Source organism: Sorangium sp. So ce367, assembly GCF_051520455.1.
Classification (GTDB): domain Bacteria; phylum Myxococcota_A; class Polyangia; order Polyangiales; family Polyangiaceae; genus Sorangium; species Sorangium cellulosum_B.
On record NZ_CP150334.1, the window covers coordinates 3,929,085 to 3,948,983 of the forward strand.

Annotated in this window: 11 protein-coding genes; 7 read left to right on the forward strand and 4 right to left on the reverse strand. The window is 72.9% G+C overall.

The features are described from left to right. The first annotated feature begins 15 nt into the window (after nt 1–15). Nucleotides 16–5,154, forward strand: coding sequence for an AAA family ATPase (locus tag WME97_RS15095; protein WP_437552602.1), 5,139 nt, complete (start codon nt 16–18; stop codon nt 5,152–5,154). A gap of 20 nt (nt 5,155–5,174) precedes the next feature. Here WME97_RS15095 and WME97_RS15100 read toward each other — a convergent pair whose 3' ends face one another. Further along, on the reverse strand, nt 5,175–5,534 hold the full coding sequence (locus WME97_RS15100; protein ID WP_437552603.1) for a hypothetical protein: 360 nt from the start codon (nt 5,532–5,534) through the stop codon (nt 5,175–5,177). A gap of 324 nt (nt 5,535–5,858) precedes the next feature. Here WME97_RS15100 and WME97_RS15105 point away from each other — a divergent pair, with 324 nt between their 5' ends. The 3 genes from WME97_RS15105 (at nt 5,859) to WME97_RS15115 (ending at nt 9,153) form a co-directional block, all read left to right on the forward strand. After that, the gene (locus WME97_RS15105) at nt 5,859–8,201 is read left to right on the forward strand and encodes a PilZ domain-containing protein (RefSeq protein ID WP_437552604.1); all 2,343 of its coding nucleotides are present in this window, start codon (nt 5,859–5,861) and stop codon (nt 8,199–8,201) included. A gap of 64 nt (nt 8,202–8,265) precedes the next feature. Beyond that, complete coding sequence (locus WME97_RS15110) at nt 8,266–8,622, forward strand: hypothetical protein (RefSeq protein WP_437552605.1); 357 nt, start codon at nt 8,266–8,268, stop codon at nt 8,620–8,622. A gap of 12 nt (nt 8,623–8,634) precedes the next feature. Further along, nucleotides 8,635–9,153 carry an HNH endonuclease gene (locus WME97_RS15115; RefSeq protein WP_437552606.1) on the forward strand — a complete coding sequence of 173 codons (519 nt, stop codon included), beginning with the start codon at nt 8,635–8,637 and terminating at the stop codon, nt 9,151–9,153. A 37-nt stretch (nt 9,154–9,190) separates the two neighbouring features. Here WME97_RS15115 and WME97_RS15120 read toward each other — a convergent pair whose 3' ends face one another. The 3 genes from WME97_RS15120 to WME97_RS15130 all read right to left on the reverse strand — a co-directional run bounded on the left by WME97_RS15120 (nt 9,191) and on the right by WME97_RS15130 (nt 16,334). Then, nucleotides 9,191–9,892 carry a hypothetical protein gene (locus tag WME97_RS15120; protein ID WP_437552607.1) on the reverse strand — a complete coding sequence of 234 codons (702 nt, stop codon included), beginning with the start codon at nt 9,890–9,892 and terminating at the stop codon, nt 9,191–9,193. Nucleotides 9,893–10,566: 674 nt separating this feature from the next. Then, nucleotides 10,567–11,853: a patatin-like phospholipase family protein gene (locus tag WME97_RS15125; protein WP_437552608.1), complete on the reverse strand. Its 1,287-nt coding sequence runs from the start codon at nt 11,851–11,853 to the stop codon at nt 10,567–10,569. Next, the gene (locus WME97_RS15130; RefSeq protein ID WP_437552609.1) at nt 11,850–16,334 is read right to left on the reverse strand and encodes a serine/threonine-protein kinase; all 4,485 of its coding nucleotides are present in this window, start codon (nt 16,332–16,334) and stop codon (nt 11,850–11,852) included. The genes WME97_RS15125 and WME97_RS15130 overlap by 4 nt, the downstream gene beginning before the upstream one ends. A 488-nt stretch (nt 16,335–16,822) precedes the next feature. On the opposite strand from WME97_RS15130, the gene WME97_RS15135 reads away from it, so the two are divergent. From WME97_RS15135 to WME97_RS15145, 3 genes are read left to right on the forward strand one after another with little or no spacing between them, the layout of a single operon-like run. Further along, entirely contained in the window at nt 16,823–18,556 is a 1,734-nt protein-coding gene (locus WME97_RS15135) for a fumarate reductase/succinate dehydrogenase flavoprotein subunit (RefSeq protein ID WP_437552610.1), read from the forward strand. Between the two features lie 39 nt (nt 18,557–18,595). Next, nucleotides 18,596–18,880 carry a 4Fe-4S dicluster domain-containing protein gene (locus WME97_RS15140; protein ID WP_012235387.1) on the forward strand — a complete coding sequence of 95 codons (285 nt, stop codon included), beginning with the start codon at nt 18,596–18,598 and terminating at the stop codon, nt 18,878–18,880. A 21-nt stretch (nt 18,881–18,901) separates the two neighbouring features. Beyond that, entirely contained in the window at nt 18,902–19,897 is a 996-nt protein-coding gene (locus WME97_RS15145) for a HEAT repeat domain-containing protein (RefSeq protein WP_437552611.1), read from the forward strand. The last annotated feature ends 2 nt before the right edge of the window (nt 19,898–19,899 follow it).

The window sequence follows — 19,899 nt, forward strand, 5'->3', positions numbered from 1 at the left end:
ATGTAACCTGTACGTATGACCACACTCGGCGCGGTTCATGCCACCGGATCCGCGAGCCCGCTGCAGGGCTACGCCGCGGAAGCCGTCCTCCACGAGGGGACGATGATCACCGTGCGCCGCGCGCGCCGCGCGTCGGACGGGCAGCCCGTCGTGCTGAAGGGGCCGAGCGCCGGTCGGGCGTCGCCGCGCGCGATCGCGAGGCTCCGCCACGAGCTGGTCATCACGCGTGAGATCGCGCACGCGGGCGTCCTCCGCGTCCTGGACGTCGAGGAGAGCGACGGGGGGCCCGTGCTCGTCCTGGAGGACTTCGGCGGCGCGTCGCTCGACATCGTCTCGCGGAGCGAGAGGCTCGGCCTGGGCACGATCCTGCGGATCGGCATTCACGTCGCGGACGCCCTCGCGTCGCTCCACCACGCGGGCATCATTCACAAGGACGTCAAGCCGCACAACATCCTCGTCCGCCTCGATCCGCTGGTGGTCAAGCTCTCCGACTTCGGGATCGCAACGCGCCTGTCGCAGGAGGCGCCGAGGGCCGAGAACCCGGGCGCCGTGGAGGGGACCCTTGCGTACATGTCACCCGAGCAGACGGGCTGGATGAACCGCAGCCTCGACTGCCGGACGGACCTCTACTCCCTCGGCGTCACCCTCTACGAGCTGCTCACGGGCGCGCCTCCGTTCACCGCGCCGAGCGCCATGGAGCTCGTGCACTGCCACCTGGCCAGGACGCCGACGCCGCCGCACGCCGTGTCGGCCGAGATCCCGCGCGTCGTCTCCGATCTCGTCATGAAGCTCCTCTCCAAGGCCGCCGAGGATCGGTACCCGTGCGCCGAGGCGCTGCGCGCCGATCTCGAGGAGTGCCTCCGGAGGTACGAGGCCGACGGCCGTGTCGATCCTTTCCCGCTCGGCGAGCGCGACGCGGGCGGCCGGCTCTGGCTGCCGGAGAAGCTCTACGGGCGCGAGGCCGAGGCGCAGGCGATCGTGGCCGCGTGCGAGCGCGCTTCGGCCGGCGCCGGCGCCGTCGAGCTGTTCCTCATCTCCGGCCACGCCGGCGTCGGCAAGTCCGCCCTCGTCCGCGAGGTCTACAAGGTGCTCGCGCGGCGGCCCGGGTACTTCGTCTCGGGGAAGTTCGGCCAGCTCAAGCAGCGCACCCCCTACGCGGCCATCGCGCGGGCGTTCGGCGAGCTGTGCGAGCGCATCCTGTCGGAGGGCGAGGAGTCCGTGGCGCGCTGGAAGGCCCGGCTGAGCGCCGCGCTCGGCTCGATCGGGCAGGTCGTCGTCGACGTGATCCCCGAGCTCGAGCGCGTCCTCGGACCCCAGCCCGCCGTGCAGCCGCTCGGGCCGAGCGAGTCGAAGAACCGCTTCAGCCTGGCGTTCCAGACCTTCGTCCGCGCCGTCACGGAGGAGCACCTCCTCGCGCTCTTCATCGACGATCTCCAGTGGGCCGACCCGGCCTCGCTGAAGCTCCTCGAGCTCCTCATGACCGATCCCGACGTCCGCGGGATGCTCGTGATCGGCGCCTACCGCGACCACGAAGTCGACGACGCCCACCCGCTGGCGAGGTTCGTCGGCGGCCTGCGGGCGGCGGGCGCGTCCGCCTGCGAGGTGTGGCTCGGGCCGCTCGAGATCGAGGACATCCGCCAGCTCCTCGCCGACGCCCTGCGCTGCCGCCTCGAGGACACGGACGCCTTCGCGGCGCTCATCCTGGAGCGGACCGCGGGCAACCCGTTCTTCATCCACCAGCTCCTGCACGCCCTCGCCGGCGAGGGGATCGTGCGCTTCGATCCGGCCGCGGGGGCGTGGGCGTGGAGCCTCGAGCGCGCCCGGAGCGCGGAGGGCGCGGAGGGCGTCGTCGAGCTGATGGCCGCGAAGCTGCGGCGGCTCGCGCCCGGCGCGCAGCGGGCCCTCCGGCTCGCCGCCTGCGTGGGCCACCGCTTCGACCTCCGGACGCTCGCGCTCGTCGCCGAGCAGCCCCCGGGCGAGGTGGCCGCGGCCCTCTGGGAGGCCCTGCGGAGAGGCCTCGTCGTGCCCCTCGATCCCGAGTACCGCTTCGTCCACGCCGGCGACGCGGCGGTCGCCGGCAGGCTGCTCGAGGACCCCTCGTTCCGCGTCTCGTACCGGTTCCTGCACGATCGCGTCCAGCAGGCGGCGTACGCGCTCATCGACGAGCCGGAGCGGAAGCGGCTGCACCACCGCATCGGCCGGCTGCTCGCGGCGAGCCTCGGCGAGGATCCGAGCGACGAGGAGCTGTTCGTCGTCGTCGGGCACCTGAACGTCGCCGCGGCCCTGGTCGAGGATCCGGCGGAGCGCGGCGAGTTCGTGCGGCTCAACGTGGCCGCGGGGCGGCGCGCGCAGGCGGCGACCGCGTACGACGCCGCGTTCGGCTACCTGAGCGCCGCGGCGTCCGCGCTCGGCCCGGATCCATGGGCCGGCGAGCCGGGCCTCGCCTTCGACGTCTTCGACATCCATGCCGTGAAGGCCGAGTGCGCGTACCTGAGCGGCCGCTGCGACGACGCGGAGGCGCTCTTCGACGCCCTCCTCGAGCGCGCCGCCTCGGACGTCCAGCGCGCGCGCGTGTACTGCACGCGGATGGTCCTCTACAACGCGCAGCACCGCTGGGCGGACACGCTCGCGCTGGCGCTCCAGGGCCTGCGCCTCTTCGGCATGGAGGTGCCCACCGAGGGCGAGGCGCTCGCCGCCGCGCTCCGCGCGGAGATCGCCGAAGCCGAGCGCGGCTTCGCCGCCCGGCGGGGCGAGGACGTCGGCGCGGGCCCGGAGCTCGCCGATCCGCGCGTCAGGGCCGTGGTAGAGATGCTCGGCTACGGCTCGCCATCGGCGTATTTCCTCAACCCGCCTCTGGCCCAGCTCCTCGCCGTCAGGATGACGAACCTGTCGCTCCGGCACGGGAACTCGCCGATGGCCAGCGTGGCGTACGCGTACCACGGCTTCTACCTGGCCGCGTTCTGGGGCCAGCCGCACGAGGGCTACAGGATCGTGCGGATGGGCGTCGCCTTGAACGACAGGTACCGGGTCGATGCCATCAGGGCGAAGCTCGACTTCAACTACGGGGTCGTCATGAACCTCTCGAGGCCGCAGCGCGAGGCGCTCGAGGTCCTCCAGCGGGCGCGGATCGCCGGGATGGAGACCGGCGACTTCATGTTCGCGTCGGCGTCCTCCAACATCATCGCCCAGATGAAGCTCAGCCTGGAAGGCGAGCTCCGGCGCGTGCGCGAGGACGTCGGCGGGTTCCTGCGCTTCACCTCCCGCACGAAGGACGCGCTGTCGACGGCGGTCCAGACCGTCGCGCGGCAGGTGATCCAGAACCTCGAGGGGCGCACGCTGGACCGCGGCACGCTGAGCGACGCCGGCTTCGACGAGGACGCCTTCGTGCCGAAGCTCGATGGGATGGCATTCGCGATCGTCGCTGGCTTCTACTACACGAACAAGCTCGCGCTCGCGTACCTCTACGGCGATCACGAGGGCGCGCTGCGGATGGCGCGCCGCGCGCACGAGCGGGCCCGCGCCCTGACGGGCCAGTACATCGGCATCGTCGATCTGCCGCTCTACACCTGCCTCACCCTCCTGGCGCTGGGCCCTCGGGCGAGCGGGGAAGAGGGCGGCGCGCTGGCCGAGATGCTCGCGTCGAGCCACGACAAGCTCGCCGTCCTCGCGCGGGACTGCCCCGAGCTCCGGCACCTGGAGCTGCTCGTCCGGGCGGAGCGCGCGCGCGTCGCCGGGGAGGCGCTGGAGCCGATCCTCGAGCTCTACCAGCAGGCGAGCGACGCGGCGGAGCAGGCGGGGTACGTGCGCTACCGCGCGCTCGTCAGCGAGCTCTGCGGCAGGTTCCTCGCGGCGCGGCGCATGCCGTGGCTCGCGCGCTCGTGCCTCGTCGAGGCTTACCAGGCCTACGCGCGCTGGGGCGCCACGGCCAAGCTGCGGCAGATGGAGGAGGCGTACGTCCAGCTGCTCCCCCGCGCGGCGGCGGGCCAGCCCGCGTCCGCGAGCGTCCTGTCGAACCTGACCTCGGTCGTCTCGTCGACGACCGATGCGGTCGCGCGGCGCGTGGCGCTGCTCGACGCGGCGGCGCTCATCCGCGCCGCGCAGGCGGTGGCGCGCGAGATCGACCTCGGCCGCGTGATGACGCGGCTGCTCCGGCTCGCCATCGAGAGCGTCGGCGCCCAGCGGGGCGCGCTGATCCTGGACCACGAGGGCGGGCCGCGCGTGGAGGCCGTCGCCGAGGACGAGGGCGAGGTGCGCGTCGGCCCGTCCACGCCCGTGCGCGAGAGCGGCGCCGCCGCAGCCCGGGTGATCGAGCTCGCGATGCGCACCGGGAGCGCCGTCGTCGTGGCCGACGCCGCGCAGGACGGGCGGTTCGATGGCGACCCCTACGTGGCGGCGCGCAAGCCGCGATCGGTGCTCGCGCTGCCCATGGTGAGCCAGGGGGAGATCTCGGGCGTCCTCTATCTGGAGAACAACGCCGCGCCCGAGGTGTTCTCGCCCGCCCGCCTCGACGTGCTCGAGCTCGTCGCCGCGCAGGCCGCCATCGCCGTGAAGAACGCGCTGCTCTATGCGCGCGTCCAGGCGGCGAGCGACGAGCTCCGCAGGGCCAACGACGCGCTCGAGGCGGCCGTCGCCGCCCGCACCGCGGAGCTCCTCGCGGCGAAGGTGCAGCTGGAGGCGGAGCTCGTCGAGCGGGAGAGCGCCGAGCGGGCGCGCGCCGCCCTCCAGGAGGATCTCATCCGCGTGCAGCGCGAGCGGCTCGCCGAGCTGTCGACGCCGCTCATCCCGATCACCGACCAGATCATGGTCATGCCGCTCATCGGGACCCTGGACGCGGAGCGGGCCGACGAGGCGCTCGAGACGGCGCTGCACGGCGTGGCGGACACGTCGGCGCAGGTCGTCATCCTGGACATCACGGGCGTGAAGGGCGTGGACAGCAGCGTCGCCGCGACGCTCGTCCGGGCCGCGACCGCGCTGCGGCTGCTCGGCGCCGAGGCGGTGATCACCGGGATCCGAGGCCACGTGTCGCAGACGCTGGTCAGCCTCGGGATCGACCTGAGCGAGACCGTCGTCCAGGGGACGCTCCAGCGCGGGATCGCGTACGCGCTCCGGAAGACCGGCCAGGCGCGGCAGCTCGCCGCCATGGCCCCTCGCTGACCGCCCGCGATCGCGGGCGCTCAGTTGGCGAGCTTGTTCGCCTCTCGCGGGCCGAAGATCGCCTCCCAGTTCGAGCGGTAGGCGTCGGTCGCGACCTGCGCGGGGCCTGACCGGGGCGACTCGCCGCGCGCCGCCGGGAGGAGCACCTCCACGTCGAAGAGCCGCGCGTGCTCGGACCGCTGCGTCAGCTTCACGAGCTCCCCGTTCAGCGGGCGCCCGTGCTCGGTGGGCCGCAGCTCGCCTATCTCGAGCCGGTCCTCCCGGCTCCGGATCACCCGGAAGCCTTCCCCCTGCTCGACGGGGCTATGGATGAAGACGACATCCTGATTCGCCGCGGGCGCGGGCGTGTCCTGGTTCTGCGGGGGCTCGTCCTTGCCCATCGCGAGAGTTTCCCACGTTTGTCCCCCCGAGCGCCAGGTGAAGCGAGCGGTCGATCACCGCCTGTCACCGCCTGCCGCCCATCGCACCCCGCCTCCGCCCCCGTTGCTCCCGTTGCTCCGTCGGTCCCCGCGCCGCAACGCTGCGCATCACGGCGGCCCGTGTTCACGTGGCACGTGGCACGTGGCACGTGGCGCGTGGCGCGTGGCCGGGGCCTCCAAAACTTGGCCAGCGCGTGGCTTACGCCGTACTGCCGGCCAATGGGCCCTTTGCACCGCGGAGGGCCCGCGATGGCGGACGCGGCTTCGCGGCGGAGGAATGGGCGTATGAACGGTCGAGGCGCAGAGGGAGAGGGCGTTCGCAAGGCGCCGGAATCCTTGGACAGGGAGCGCGAGGGCGGCGGCGAGCGGCGCGCTGGCGCCGGGCAGCGGGTCCGCGTCGAGGCGCTCGTCGCGGTCGGCGAGACGTCGGGCGGCGGCTTCGAGGCCGAGTCGATCGACATGTCCCCCGAGGGGATGCGCCTGCGCACGGCGTACCTGCCGCGGGTCGGCGACGCCCTGATCTGCCGGTTCGACGGGCTCGGCAAGGAGCTGGTCGTCGAGGGCGAGGTCTGCTGGCGCGCCGAGCAGGCGCGCGGCGGCGAGTTCGGCCTGCGCTTCACCGGCCTCGACGCCGAGTCGGAGGAGGCGGTGCGCGCGATGTGCTCGTCGATCGACGCGGGCGCCCCGGGCCCCGCGCCGGCGCTCACCGTCCAGGCCGCCGCCGCGTCGCTCGGGGCCGCGCAGCGGGGCTCCCGCGTGCGGCTCCACATCGAGGGGCTCGGCTCGCCGATGAAGGCGCGCGTGCGCGGCGGCGGGCTCGACGACCTCGAGGTCGGCTCCAACCTGGAGTTCCTCAAGGTGGGTCGCTCCCTCGAGCTGGAGGAGGTCGATCAGGGCACGCGCCGCGAGGCGTACATCGATCACGTCAAGGTCGAGGTCGACCCGGCGACGAGCGTGCCGCAGCTCGTTGTCACGCTGTGCTACGAGGCGCCTCGCGCGGCCAGGGCGCCGCGGCCGCGGCCCTCGTCGCCCGAGGCGCTCCCCCCGGCCCCGGCGCGATCTTCCCACGACGCCGGCGCGTCGGTGCGGGCGCCGTCGTCGCCGCCGCAGGGCGAGCGCGCGGCTTCGCGACCGTCGTCGGCGCCGACCGTCCCGGCGCGCGATCCTCAGGGCGAGCGCGCGGCTGCGCGGCCTTCCACCGCGCCGACGGTTCCGGCGCGCGATCCTCAGGGCGAGCGCGCGACGGCGCGGCCTTCCTCGGCGCCGGCGGCCGAGCCTCGGGGCGAGCGCGCCTCATCGGGCGCGAGCGGCGGCGCGAGCGGCGGCGCGAGCGGCGGCGCGGCGGCCCACGCGGACGACGATCACGACAGCGACGTGTCGCCGGCGCTCTCGGCCCGGGAGGCGCGCGCGGGCGCCGAGGCGGCCCCGCCCTCGGCGGACGACGGGGCGCCGCCCTCCGCGGGGAGCGCGGCCGAGGACGCGGGCGCCGAGGCGGCTGCCGACGCGCAGCCGGGCCGGCTGCGCGAGGTCGGCGAGAAGGCCGCGATGGCGGGCAAGGCGGTGGCGGGCAAGATCGCGCCCGCGCTCGCCGGCGCCGGGGCGCGCGCGGCCACGGCGATGGCGGGCCTCGTGGCGAGGATCAAGGCGCGGCGCGCCGCGCGCGCAGGCGACGGCGACGGGTCGGGCAAGGACGGCGGCCCGCGCCGCAAGACGGCGCCGCCGCCGGCTGGCGCGCTGAAGTCAGGCGGGCGCCGGCTGGTGCGCGAGGAGCCCGAGGAGGCGGCGGGCGAGGGCGGGGAGCCGCCGCGCTTCAACAAGAAGGCGGCCGCGGTCGGCAGCTTCCTTGGGCTGGCGGCGGTGCTCGTGGTGTTCGGGGCGGCGCGCTTCCTCGGCCTGCGGGGCGGCGACGCGCCCTCGGCCGGGGCCGAGTCGGCCGCGGGCGCGCCGGCGCTGCCAGCGTCGACGTCCTCCGGCGCGCCTGCCCTCGCGGCGGCCGCGGGGCCGGCTGCAGCGCCGGGCGGCGCGCTCACGGCGAACGTCCCGCTGTTCGGCGCGACGCCGCTGTCGACGACGGAGCCTGTGCCGCCGACGCCGCCGGCGGATCCGAGCGCGCTGGCCGGCGACGCGCTCGCGCCGGGCGCGGCGGTCCCGGGCGGCCCGGGCGAGGACGACGAGGTGGATGCGGCGGACGACGGCGACCAGGAGGGGCCGCGGGAGTGGGGGCAGGGGTCGGTGCGGAACCCCATCGTCCTGAAGCTCAAGATGGACGGCCCGATCGAGGAGCTGAACGGCGCGGCCGGCGCGATGGGCTTCACGGTATCGCTGCCCGATCGGCGGGCGCTGTCGTCGGGCAGCGGCCTCGCCCGCAAGGACAAGCGCATCGCGTCGGTGCGCGTGGTCAACACGGCGCACGGCGCGGAGGTCACCCTGCAGTTCAAGGACGGCGTGCCCGCCTACAAGGCGAAGGCGCGCGGCGATCGCCTGGAGATCTCGCTCGGCCGCGGCGAGTCGAAGAAGGTGGCGTCGAAGTCGAAGCCCGAGAAGAACGAGAAGCACGACAAGAAGAAGGCCGACGACGCCAAGAAGAAGAGCGAGAAGGGGAGCGGCAAGAAGGACAAGGAGCGCTGAGGGGCGCGGGCCGGGTGGAACTAGCCGGGTTGGCGCGCCGCACTCGGCGTGGCATTCTCCTGGGGTGCGGTGGAATGACGAGAAGAGCCGGCGTTTCCAGGCGCTCCGCGCGGCCGAGGCGCGGGGGACGTTGACGGACCCCGAGCGCGCGGAGCTCTTTCGTCTGTTCGAGGATCTCGACGCGGAAGAGGCCGACGCGCTGCGCCCGGCGATGGAGCTGGCGGTGGCACGCGCGGAGGACCTCGCGGAGCAGAAGGCACAGCTCGAATCCCAGGCTGACGCGCTGGCGCGCATCGTGGCCGAGCAGGAAGGGCTCCTGGCAGACGCCACCGCCTACCTCCAGAAGCTGCGGGAGAAGAACGCGGCCTTAGCGGAGGACTACCGGCGCCTCATGGGGCACGATCTCGCCCCGGCCCGCTGAGGGCGTGGTCGCGTGGCCGATGAGTTACGCGCGCTGGTCCGGGAGGGCTTTCGAGCGCGCTGCGCCTACTGCGGGGTGCACGAGGATGCCGTTGGGGCCACGCTGACGGTCGACCACCATCGCCCGCGCGCGCATGGCGGCACCGATGACGTGGCGAACGTCGTCTACTGCTGTGCCAGGTGCAACGAACACAAGGGCGCCTACTGGCACGAGGAGGATCCTCCTTATGTCCGCCTGCTTCATCCCGGGCGAGATAATCTGGCGCAGCACCTGCAGGAGAGCGACGACGGACATCTCGTTGGCCTCACCACCGCGGGCGCGTTCTTCGTCCAGCGCCTGCGATTGAATCGCCCGCAGCTCGTGGCCTATCGGCGCGCACGGCAGGCGGAGGCGACGCTTACAGCGGAGCTCGCGGCGAGCCGCCGGCGCGTCGAAGAACTGGAGCGCGCAGTGCTCGATCTGCGTGCGGCGCTGGAATTGACCGCGGATGAGATCGAACGCCGGTCGAAGGGGCGCCCCGGGGAGCCCTGAACCGTTCGAATCCAGGCTCGGCGCTTTCGTCTCCTCCTCAGAGGAAGAAGTGGGCCGTCAGGTTGACGGACCCGCTGCTGGCGTTGCTGCTCTCGCCCATGTACTCGTAGCTCAGGATCGTCCAGCGCCCGGTCATCTCGAACCCGAAGCCCTTCGGACGACCCCACAGAACGCCCAGCTCCAGCATGCCGCCCAGAGCGTCGTCGAACCGAGCATCGGCGCCGCCGAGGACGCCGTCGCCATAGAGGTGCGGGTTGAGCTCCAGGATCCCGCCTGCGGCCACGACGCCGTGCCACGAGCTGTCGATCGCCACCAGGCTTCGGACGGAGGCCATCAATGGGATGCGCTCCAGCTTGATCGAGCCATCGGCGTCGACGAGGGTGCTCTTGTACTTCCACCCGGCGTCCAGCCCGAGTCCGAGTCCCACGCGATCCCCGAGCCAGAGAGGCGTCCAGGTCAGTCCACCGGAGAGGGAGACCCCTTCTCCTGCGTGGACGGTGGTCGTGGAGCCGTCCGAGTACGTGAGCTCGGCGAGCTCATCGCCGCCGAAGGCGAGGCCGAGCGAAGCGTGCAGCCCCAGGGTCGAGAGCCATTCCCCGCGGCGCAGCGCCGGGGCGAACTCGTTCGGAGCGGCATCCGCCTCGGGTGCTGCGGAGGGGGCCTCGGCGCGCGCCACGGAAGCCCAACCTAGTATTCCCACCCCCAGCGCCGTGATCAGGATCTTCGAGTTGATGGTCATGGTTCTCGCTCCAATCCGAGCCGTCAGCCGGTGACGACGATCTTGTCGCGCACGCCGACGAGTACGCGTTTGCCAGCGCGGCTCTTCCCGACGTTGTGCAGCCTCTGAACGCCGTCACACCGGCGCTCGGCGCGGCGTCAGCCTCGGTGAAGGACACGCGTACTGGCGTTGTGTAAGCCTTCGAGTGACGAGGCGATAGACAATGGGTTTGTTGTGAAATCTTGTCAACGACGAAGCAGGGAGAGGTCATGGCGTCATGAAGGCATACCCAGCAGGCTTGTGTCGAACTCCCGGGAGCGCTCGCCATGGACGACGAGCAAGGCTCGGCCGATGGATGCACAGGAGCGCGGCGGTGGGGCCGACCCGCGCATGCCTCTGTCGCAGGATCGAGTGTTGCGGGCGGCGTTTGTCTTCGCCGATGAGGCCGGCCTCGACGCCGTGACAATGCGGACTGTCGGACAGCGCTTACACGTCGAGGTCTTGTTCCTCGACAAGCATGTCATTCACAAAGGCGATATCGTCGACGATCTCGTTGAGAGCGAGTGCCCCGAGATACTGTGCCTTCGGCCTGGGGGCGCCGCCGGGGAGCGCAACGGATTGGAGCCGTTGGGAGGGGGGCGGGCAGCTCGGTACTCCCTCCCACACCCCCAGCGCCGACCTCCGCCCCCGCCGCGCTACACGGATCTCCCAGGCCCCACAGGCGGCGGGATCGACCACTCCGCGCTGTCCGACAGCCGGGGCTCCGCCTCCTCCGCCGCGCTCCCGAAGAAGTCCGCGACGTCGTGCCGCCTCGCCTCCGCGTCCGCGCGCCCCAGCTCGATCAGCTTCCGCGTGAACGAGCCGTCGAACAGCAGGTAGCTCGCGAGATCCGCGTCGTTCTCCGCGCCGACGTCCACCAGCGAGAGCAGCCTCCGCATCATCGCCGGGCCGCCCTGCAGCTTGCCCGCCCTCACGTGCTCCGCCGCCAGGCGCCCGAGATCCGCGCTCGGCCGCACCACCAGCGTCTCCACCCGCCGGTACGGCAGCGCCCCGCGCAGCGCGGCGGCCCCGTTGATCGATTGCAGGAAATCCGGGCCGAACGCCTGCTCCCCGTCCTCGATCATGTGGTTCACCCGCGTCAGCACCTCGAAATCGGTCTGGATGTGGTCGAGCAGGAACGCGTTCAGCACCTTGCCGAGCACGAGCGCCATCCCCGGCGGCTTGCCGCTGTCCCCCGCGTCGATGCTCCGCACCTCGCGCGACAGCCCGATCGCCAGGACGTGCGTCGCCCCCAGCCGCAGCGCCGGCGCGATCGGCGTGTTCTGCCGCACGCCCCCGTCCATGTACAGATCGCGGCCGATCCGCACCGGCGGGAACAGGATCGGGATCGCCGCGGACGCGAGCGCGTGCTGCGGGCCTATCAGCGCCCCCCGGATGATCGTCCGCGGCGGCGCCGTCGTCGGCAGCGCCCCGTCCGGGCCCGTCTGCATGAAGATCACCGTGCGGCCCGTCCCGATCTCCGTCGCCGACACGCTCACCGCCGAGAGGTAGCCGTGACGCAGCGTCCGCGCGATCGCGCGCCACGGGATCTCCCGCTCGACGAGCCGCTGCATCGGCGACACGTCGAACAGGCCCACCCCCTCCGACCCGCCCCCGAACAGGAGCTTCGGCATCGAGATCGCCTGCCGGACCCCGAAGCCGAGCACCGTCTCCAGCTTCAGCTGCGTCCACAGGTTGACGAGGCGCCGCACCCCCAGCGTCGGATCGTCGAGGTGCGCCGCGAGGTAACACGCGTTCACCGCGCCCACCGACGTCCCGCACAGGATGTCGATGCGCGGCGGCGCCCCGCGGAGGCGGGCGAACGCGTCGAGGACGTACGACAGCACGCCGACCTCGTACGCGCCCCGCGCGCCTCCGCCCGAGAGGATCACCGCCACCTTGCGCCGCGGCTTCGCCCCGGTCCTCGCGCCCGTTCCCGTCATGCCATCTCCCCGCGGCGGAGCGGGTCGTGCGCCGCCGCCGGTCCGTCCGCCTCCGCGGCGAGGACCCGCCGCACCACGGTGCGCTCCAGGAACAGCGCCCTGAGCCGCGCGTCGCGGATGTAGCCCGCCACCCGCCGCACGTGCGCCGCCGCGCGGTGGTACGCGTCCGTCGAGCTCGCCGGCGCGCCCTTCTGCAGCGCCTCGCAGCAGAGGTCGCGCACCTCGATGCCGTACTCCGAGCTGCCCGCCTCGACAGCGCCGAGCGCCGTCCGCGCGAGCAGCACGCCGGAGTGGACCTCCCCCGCGTCCACCCGCGACGCCGCCTCGATCGCCGTCGCGTGGGCGTGGTAGCTCATCAGCCCCTGCGACTCGGCGAGCTGCCGCGCCTCGGAGGCGTTCGCGATCGCGCCCTGGATGTCGCCTCGCGCCCTGGCCAGCAGGCCGCGGACGTTGCGCTCGTGGATCATGTCGTAGACGCTGCCGGTCACCGCGATGAGCGCGCCCGCGTCGGCGCAGAGCGTATGCGCGGCGTCGACGTCGCCCGCCTCGAGGAGGATCCCTGCCGAGCAGAGGAGCGTGTCGGCCCGCGCATCCTGATCGTCATAGCGCTCGTGGGCCTCGCGCGCCCGCTTCATGTACGCCAGGCTCCGCGGTACGTCCCCGAGCTTCGCGTAGGCGTGGCCGATGTTGCTCAACGTTTTGGCGATCTGGAACCGGCCGCCGATCGCGAGATCGATGGAGATCGACGAGAGCCCGACCGCGATCGCGTCCTCGAAGCGCTCGAGCACGAACATCGCCACCGCGAGCGAGTTCTTCGCGCGCGCCTCGCTGCGGCGCGCCCCCACCGCGCGGAACACCGCGATCGCCTCGGCGTAGGCCTCCACCGCCTCCTGCACGCGGCCGACCCGGCGCAGGAGCACCCCCTTCGTGCGCAGCACCTCCGCGCGCGCCCGCGGCGTCAGCCCGCCCGCCTGCGTCACCCGGAGCGCGCGATCCGACGCGCTGATCGCGCCCTGGACGTCGCCGAGCTCGCGCAGCACCTCCGACAGGATCGTGAGCGCCTCGACCTCGAGCGCGGGGCGGCGCGCGATGCGCGCGATCTCGGCCGCGCGCTGCGCCACCGGCAGGCCGCGGGCGAGATAGCCGTCGTCGAGGTCGAACCGCGCGGTGCGCACGAGGGCGAGCGCCGCCCAGCGGGCGTGGCCGCTCTCCTTCGCGAGCTGGCGCAGCGCCGCGAGGTGCCGCCGCCGGTCGCGGCGGCGGCCGAGGTGGCGGAAGATCGCCTCCAGCGCCTCGTGCGCGATCATCCGCCGCGTGTCGCCGGTCGGCAGGAGCGACAGCGCGCGCTCGTAGTACCGCCGCGACAGCTGCGCCTGGTGCCCCGCGCGCGCGGCCCGCGCGGCGTCGAGGTAGAGCTCCGCCGCCGGCCCGGGCGCCTCGCCCCGCGCGAGGTGCTGCGCCACGATCGCGGCCGAGAGCCCTTGCGAGAGCGGCGTCGTCGAGAGGTGCTCGCCGAGCCGCCGGTGCATGCGCACGCGGCTCGCGCCGTCGAGCGCGAGGTAGGCCACGTCGCGCACGAGCGGGTGCCGGAAGTCCACCGCCCCCGCGCGGCGATCGCACAGGCCGCGCGCGCAGAGGCGCGTCACCGCCTCGTCGTCGGCGAGCCGCGTCAGGTTCAGGATGTCGTCCTTGAGCAGCGGCCCCCCCGCGACCGCCAGCCAGTTCACGACGTCGTGCTCCGCCGGCGGCAGCTCGCGCAGGCGGTCGCCGATGAGCTGCTCCAGCGTCGAGGGCAGCGGCTCGCCGCGATCCCCCGTCCGGTCGTGGCGCACGAGCTCGTGCCGCCCGCCCGGGTGCTCGACGATCTCCAGCGTGCCCCGCTCGAGGAGCGCGTCGATCATCTCGAGCAGGAAGAACGGGTTGCCGGCGACGCGCGGCACGAGCTCGCCGCAGACGGCCGCCACCCCGTCGCGCACGCCGAGGCGGGCCTCGACGAGGCGCATCTGCTCCTCGGCGCTGAGCCCGCGGAGCTCGATCCGCACGAGCCCCTCGATGAACGGGGTCACGCGCTCCTCGGGGCGCGTGAGGAGCAGCACGAGCACCGGGAGCCGCTCCGCGCGCTGCTTCAGGAGCTCCGAGAGCAGCTCCAGGCTCGGCCGGTCGGCCCACTGGAGGCCGTCGATGACGACGACGAGCGGCTGGTGGCGCGCCAGCGAGCCGAGCAGGTACTTCACGCCCCGCACCACCACGTCGCGGCCGTAGGCGGCCGCCTCCTCCTCGGGGTGCTCGAGCTGCTTGCCGGTGACGAGCTCGGCGAGCCGCGTGACGATGCGCGCGCCGAGCGGCGAGCGCGCGATGGGCCCGAGCAGGGCGCGGATCACGTGGGAGGCGTCGTCGATCGCGTGGTCGAGCCCCATCCCGGTGACATCGCGGAGCACGTCGCAGACTGTGGCGAGCGGCAGCTCGCTCTTCACGGGCGAGCACTCGACGTGGAGCACGCGCGCGTCGCCGGGGAGCTCAGAGAGGAACGTGGAGATGAGCGCGCTCTTGCCGATGCCCATCTCACCGACGATGACGCGCGCCACGGACTGGCCGCGGAGCGCGCCGACAGGCGGGCTCGAGGGCCTGCTCGAGATGCTCGGGGGCCTGCTCTGCCGGCTCCCCGGCGGCTCGCTCTCGCCGAAGCGCGCGGGCGGCTCGACGTTGCCCTTCACGGGCGGCGAGATCGCCCGGTGGTAGGCCGCGTGCAGATCGGCCCGCTCCGCGTCGCGCCCCACGAGGTCGTTCGGCGAGAGCGCGATCTCCGCCATCCGCTCCTCGCGGGTGAGCGGCCGCTGCAGCGCGTAGAGCCGCATCTGGTGCGGGACCGGGTAGCCGCGTGCGTCGTCGAGGTCGAGCGAGGGCGCGTCGCCCCAGCGGAAGTCCCGGCGGACGAGGCGGTAGACGCCGCCCGCGACCCACGTCTTGCCGAACGGGGTGCGGCTGCCGATGCGCTCGGCGAGGAAGTTCGCGGGCTCCTTGAGCGCGTGGTTGATGAGGTGCCCCTGCTCGTCGCGCTCGCCGTACGCGATGCCGCGGACGATGCCGATCGCGGCGCGGAGCTCGACGGGCAGGTCCTCCGACGCGCCCGCGAGCGCCTCGTGCACGTCGACCGCCAGCGAGGCCGCGTCGGCCGCGGCGCGCGACGGGTTCGCGAGCAGCCCGACCACCGCGCGCGCGCCCGCGTGCGACTCCCACGACCAGATCGCCCCGTGCTTGAAGGCGATCGCGTCGAGGGTCGTCCGGATCGAGCGCCCGCTGCGCTTGCCGGCGAGCCGGCCCTGCGCCCCGAGCAGCGCGTCGACGCCCTCGATGCGCAGCGTGACCACGGCGACGTGGCGCACCTCGCGCACGGCGCGCGGCGCGCCCGTGCCCTCGGGGTCGCCGCCCGTGCGCGCCGCCGGCACCGCCGCGAGCGTCTGCGGCTGCGCCAAGGAGCCGTCGTCGGCGGGCTGCTCCTCCGCGCCCTCCGCGCCCTCCACGCGCCGCGCGGCGCCCTCGCGCGCCTCCTCCGCGCGGTCGCGGCCGAGCAGGTGGGCCACGGTCTGCTCGACCGAGGCGTTGTCGACGAGCTCCTGCCGCGCGAGCAGCGCCCGCGCGACCGCCCCGGCCAGGTCGCGCGCGGTCTGGAAGCGGGCCTCGGGCTCGCGCTCCATGGCGCGCATCACGATCGCCTCGAGCTCCGCGGGGATGTCGCGCGCGTGCGACGACGGCGGGTCGAACCGGCCCTCCTTCACGGCCTGGAGCAGCGCCTCGTCGTCGAGCTTGCCGTACGGCGAGCGCATGGCGAGCAGCTCGTAGAGCACGACGCCGAGGGCGTAGATGTCGCTGCGCCGATCCACGCGCTCGCCGCGCGCCTGCTCGGGCGACATGTACCCGAACTTGCCCTTCAGCACGCCGGGCTCCTCGCGGAAGAGGTTGGCGCTGGCGATGCCGAAGTCGGCGATCTTCACGACGCCCTCGAGCGAGAGCAGGATGTTCTGCGGCGAGACGTCGCGGTGGACGATGGCGAGCGGCATGCCGCCCTCGTCCTTGCGCTCGTGGGCGTAGTGCAGCCCCTTCGCCGCCTCGGAGACGATGAACGCCGACACGAGCGGCGGGATCCGCGACTCCTTCTGCTGGGCGGCCCGCATCAGCTTGCCGAGGTCGAAGCCCTCGACGTACTCCATCGAGAGGAGCAGCCCGTCCTCGCCGTGGTCGGAGAACTCGTAGACCTGGACGATGTTCGGGTGGTTCAGGCGCGTGGCGAGGTGGGCCTCCTCCACGAACATCGCGCGGAAGCGCCGCGAGGCCCCGTGCGCGGGGAGGATGCGCTTGACGACGAGGAGCTTGTACGTCCCCTCGGCGCCCCGCTTCTTGGCGAGGAAGACCTCCGCCATGCCGCCAGCGCCGAGGCGGCGCTGGATCTCTAGGTCGGCGAGCTGGGACGGGTGCTTGGCCATGCAGCGAAGCGGCGCGCGGGCGCCCTGGCTGGGAGGCGCCGAGCGCGGTGAATCGGGTGACCGGTGATGAACAAGGTCCGCGCTCGGTTCCCCCGATCCATGGGAGGACTACGAGTTGACCCGCATGGTAGCGTCCCGCCCGGGTCTCCGGGGAGACAACCAGGGTGGAAAGGCGAATCTTTCTGGGTGGCTCGGGGATCCCCGCCGGGGGTGAGCCTGCCCGCGCGTCGCACATCCGCCATGGCGGCGCCGCCAGACCCCGGCCCTGACGCTTCGCTTGCAAGGCGCCCTCCCACGGCGCCCGACACCTGGCCGGTGCTGCGCCAGCAACAACAAAGCTGTTGCCGAAGCACAGGCCGTCTGTTAAAACGGATGCCGCGTCTGTGATGAGAGACGCCGGGCGTCCGACCCCGGCCGCTGGCCATTGGCCACTGGGCCGAGAGGCGGTGGGGTCGTCGTGTGCGCGCCCGAAACCTTGAGGGCTTGTAATGGACATTCGCGTGACAGAGGCGGACGTCGTCGTCGTGGGCGGCGGCAGCGCAGGCTCCACTGCAGCGGTGGAGGCGCAACAGCGGTTGCCCCGGGGGAGGGTCGTCCTCCTCGAGAAGGCGCATATCAAGCGGAGCGGCGCCATCGCGATAGGCATGGATGGGCTGAACAACGCCATCATCCCGGGGCACGCGACGCCGGAGCAGTACGTGAAGGAGATCACGGTGGCCAACGACGGCATCGTGAACCAGCGCGCCGTCTATGAATATGCGCGCAACAGCTTCGCGATGATCCAGGAGCTCGACTCCTGGGGCGTGAAGTTCCAGAAGACGCGATCGGGCGATTTCGACGTCAAGAAGGTCCACCATAACGGGAGCTACGTCCTCCCGATGCCCGAGGGCTACGATCTCAAGAAGATCCTGACGCGCATGGTCAAGCGCGCCGGCGTGAAGGTCGTCAACCGCGTGATGGCGACGCGGATCCTCGTGACCGACGGCCACGTCGCCGGGGTGATCGGCTTCGACACCCGGGAAGGACATATCGAGATCATCAAGGCGAGGGCGGTCATCCTGTGCTGCGGCGCCTCGGGGCGGCTCGGGCTGCCGGCGTCGGGCTATCTCCACGGGACGTACGAGAACCCGTCGAACGCGGGAGACGGCTACTCGATGGCGTACCACGCGGGCGCCGAGCTCTCGGGCATCGAGTGCTTTCAGGTGAACCCGCTCATCAAGGACTACAACGGTCCGGCGTGCGCGTACGTGACAGGCCCGCTCGGCGGGCACACGGTCAACGCGCGGGGGCACCGCTTCATCGAGAGCGATTACTGGAGCGGGCAGATGATGCTCGAGTTCTACCGGGAGCTCCACTCCGCGAACGGCCCCGTGTACCTGCAGCTCACCCACCTCGCCCCGGAGACGATCACCGAGGTCGAGCGGGTCCTGCACCAGACGGAGCGCCCGAGCCGCGGGCGCTTCCACGAGGGGAGGGGGCACAGCTACGCGAACAATCTCGTCGAGATGCACATCTCCGAGATCGGCCTGTGCAGCGGGCACAGCGCGTCGGGGGTCTGGGTCAACGAGAAGGGCGAGACCACGGTGCCCGGGCTCTACGCCGCGGGCGACATGGCGTGCGTGCCGCACAACTACCTGCTCGGCGCGCTCACCTACGGGAAGATCTGCGCCCAGAGCGCGCTCGATTACCTCGAGCGCGCGCCCGCTGTCGAGCCGCTCGCCGCCGCGGTCGACGCCGAGCGGGAGCGCATCTTCGCCCCCCTCTCGCGGCGGAGCGGGGTGGCGCCGCACCAGTACGAATACAAGGTGCGGCGCCTGGTGAACGATTATCTCCAGCCGCCCAAGACGGGGAACAAGATGACGCTCGGGCTCGAGTACTTCCTGCGGGCGAAGGAGGAGCTCGAGGAGGTCACCGCGGAGAGCCCCCACGAGCTCATGCGGGTGATGGAGTGCCATTTCATCCGCGACTGCGCGGAGATGGCGGCGCGCGCGTCGCTGTACCGGACCGAGAGCCGCTGGGGCCTCTACCACTACCGGCTCGATTACCCCGAGATGGACGACCGCGGCTGGTTCACGCACGTGCAGCTGAAGAAGGACGAGCGCGGCGAGATGGTCGCCTTCAAGAGGCCGGTGGAGCCCTATCTCTTCCCGATCGACGACGGCGAGCGCAATGCCTACCACCGGCTGCGCATCCCGGCCGAGGAGCAGCGCGCGTCGGCCTGACGAGCGCGCGAGAACACGAGAACACGAGGTCAATCAACGATGGGTCACCTGCTCAACCGCGAATCCGTCAAGGCGCAGAGCGCCAGGTCCGTGGGCCACGCCGAGGCCGCCGTGCGGCTCGATCTGCCTGTCGTCATCGACGAGGCGTCGTGCATCAAGGGCTGCCGCATCTGCATCGACTCGTGCCCGGTCGATTGCCTCGCGATCGATCCCGAGACGAAGAAGGCCCGCATGGCCTACGACGAGTGCTGGTATTGCCTCGCGTGCGAGATCGATTGCCCCAAAGAGGCCATCACCGTGAAGATCCCCTTTCTTATCCGATAGCGACACCACGGCAGAGACGACATGACACAGCCTTCGCTCGCGCGGGATCTCGAGGGCATCCTCGGGGATCCCGACCCCGGCGCGCGCCAGCTCGCGCTGACGCAGATAGAGGATCTCTCGGATCCGGAGATCATCCACCCCCTGATCGCGGCCGTCCGCGACGAGGATCCGACGGTGCGGGCGCTCGCGCTCGGGCACCTCGAGGATCTCGGCGACGCCCGCTCGGTGCCCGCCGTCGTCGGGGCGCTCGACGACGAGGACGCCCGCGTGCGGGAGGCGGCCGCCACGGCGCTCCGCGAGATCCGCGGGGCAGACGCCGCCACGCACCTCATCGAGGCGCTGGGGCACACGAGCCCGTTCGTCCGCACCTCGGTGATCGTGGCGCTCCGCGAGATCCGCGACCCGCGGGCGCTCGCGCCCCTCGAAGGGGCGCTCGGCGACCCGGATCCCGAGGTGCGGCGCGAGGCGGTCCTCTCTCTGGCTTACCTGCGGCGGCCCGAGTCGGCGCCGGCGCTCCGCCCGAGCCTGCGCGATCCCGACGCGCGGGTGCGGCAGGTCGCGATCGGCGCGCTCGAGTCGCTCGGCGCGCGGGGTAATACCGCGCTCGTCCAGGACCTCGTGGGGCTGCTCTCCGATCCGGACTGGCGGGTGCGGGTCGAGGCCGCCATCGTGCTCGGCCGCTCGGCGCACGGCCTCGCGGCGCCGCACCTCCGGAGCGCGCTCGACGACGGCGCCTGGCAGGTCCGGAAGGAGGCGGCGCTCGCGCTCGGGCGGCTCCGGGCCGCCTCGGCCGCGGAGGACCTCGTCGGGCTGCTCGGGAGCGATCTCGCGGATCTGCGCAAGGCGGCCGCGCAGGCGCTCGGCGACATCGAGGCGGCGGCCGCGGAGGCGCCGCTCCGCCGGCTGCTCGGCGACGCCGACGTCGAGGTGCGGAAGGCGGCCGGCCGCGCGCTCGAGGCCATCCGGGCGGGAATCGGGCGAGGCAACGAACGACATGAGACCTTTGCGAGGGATTGAAC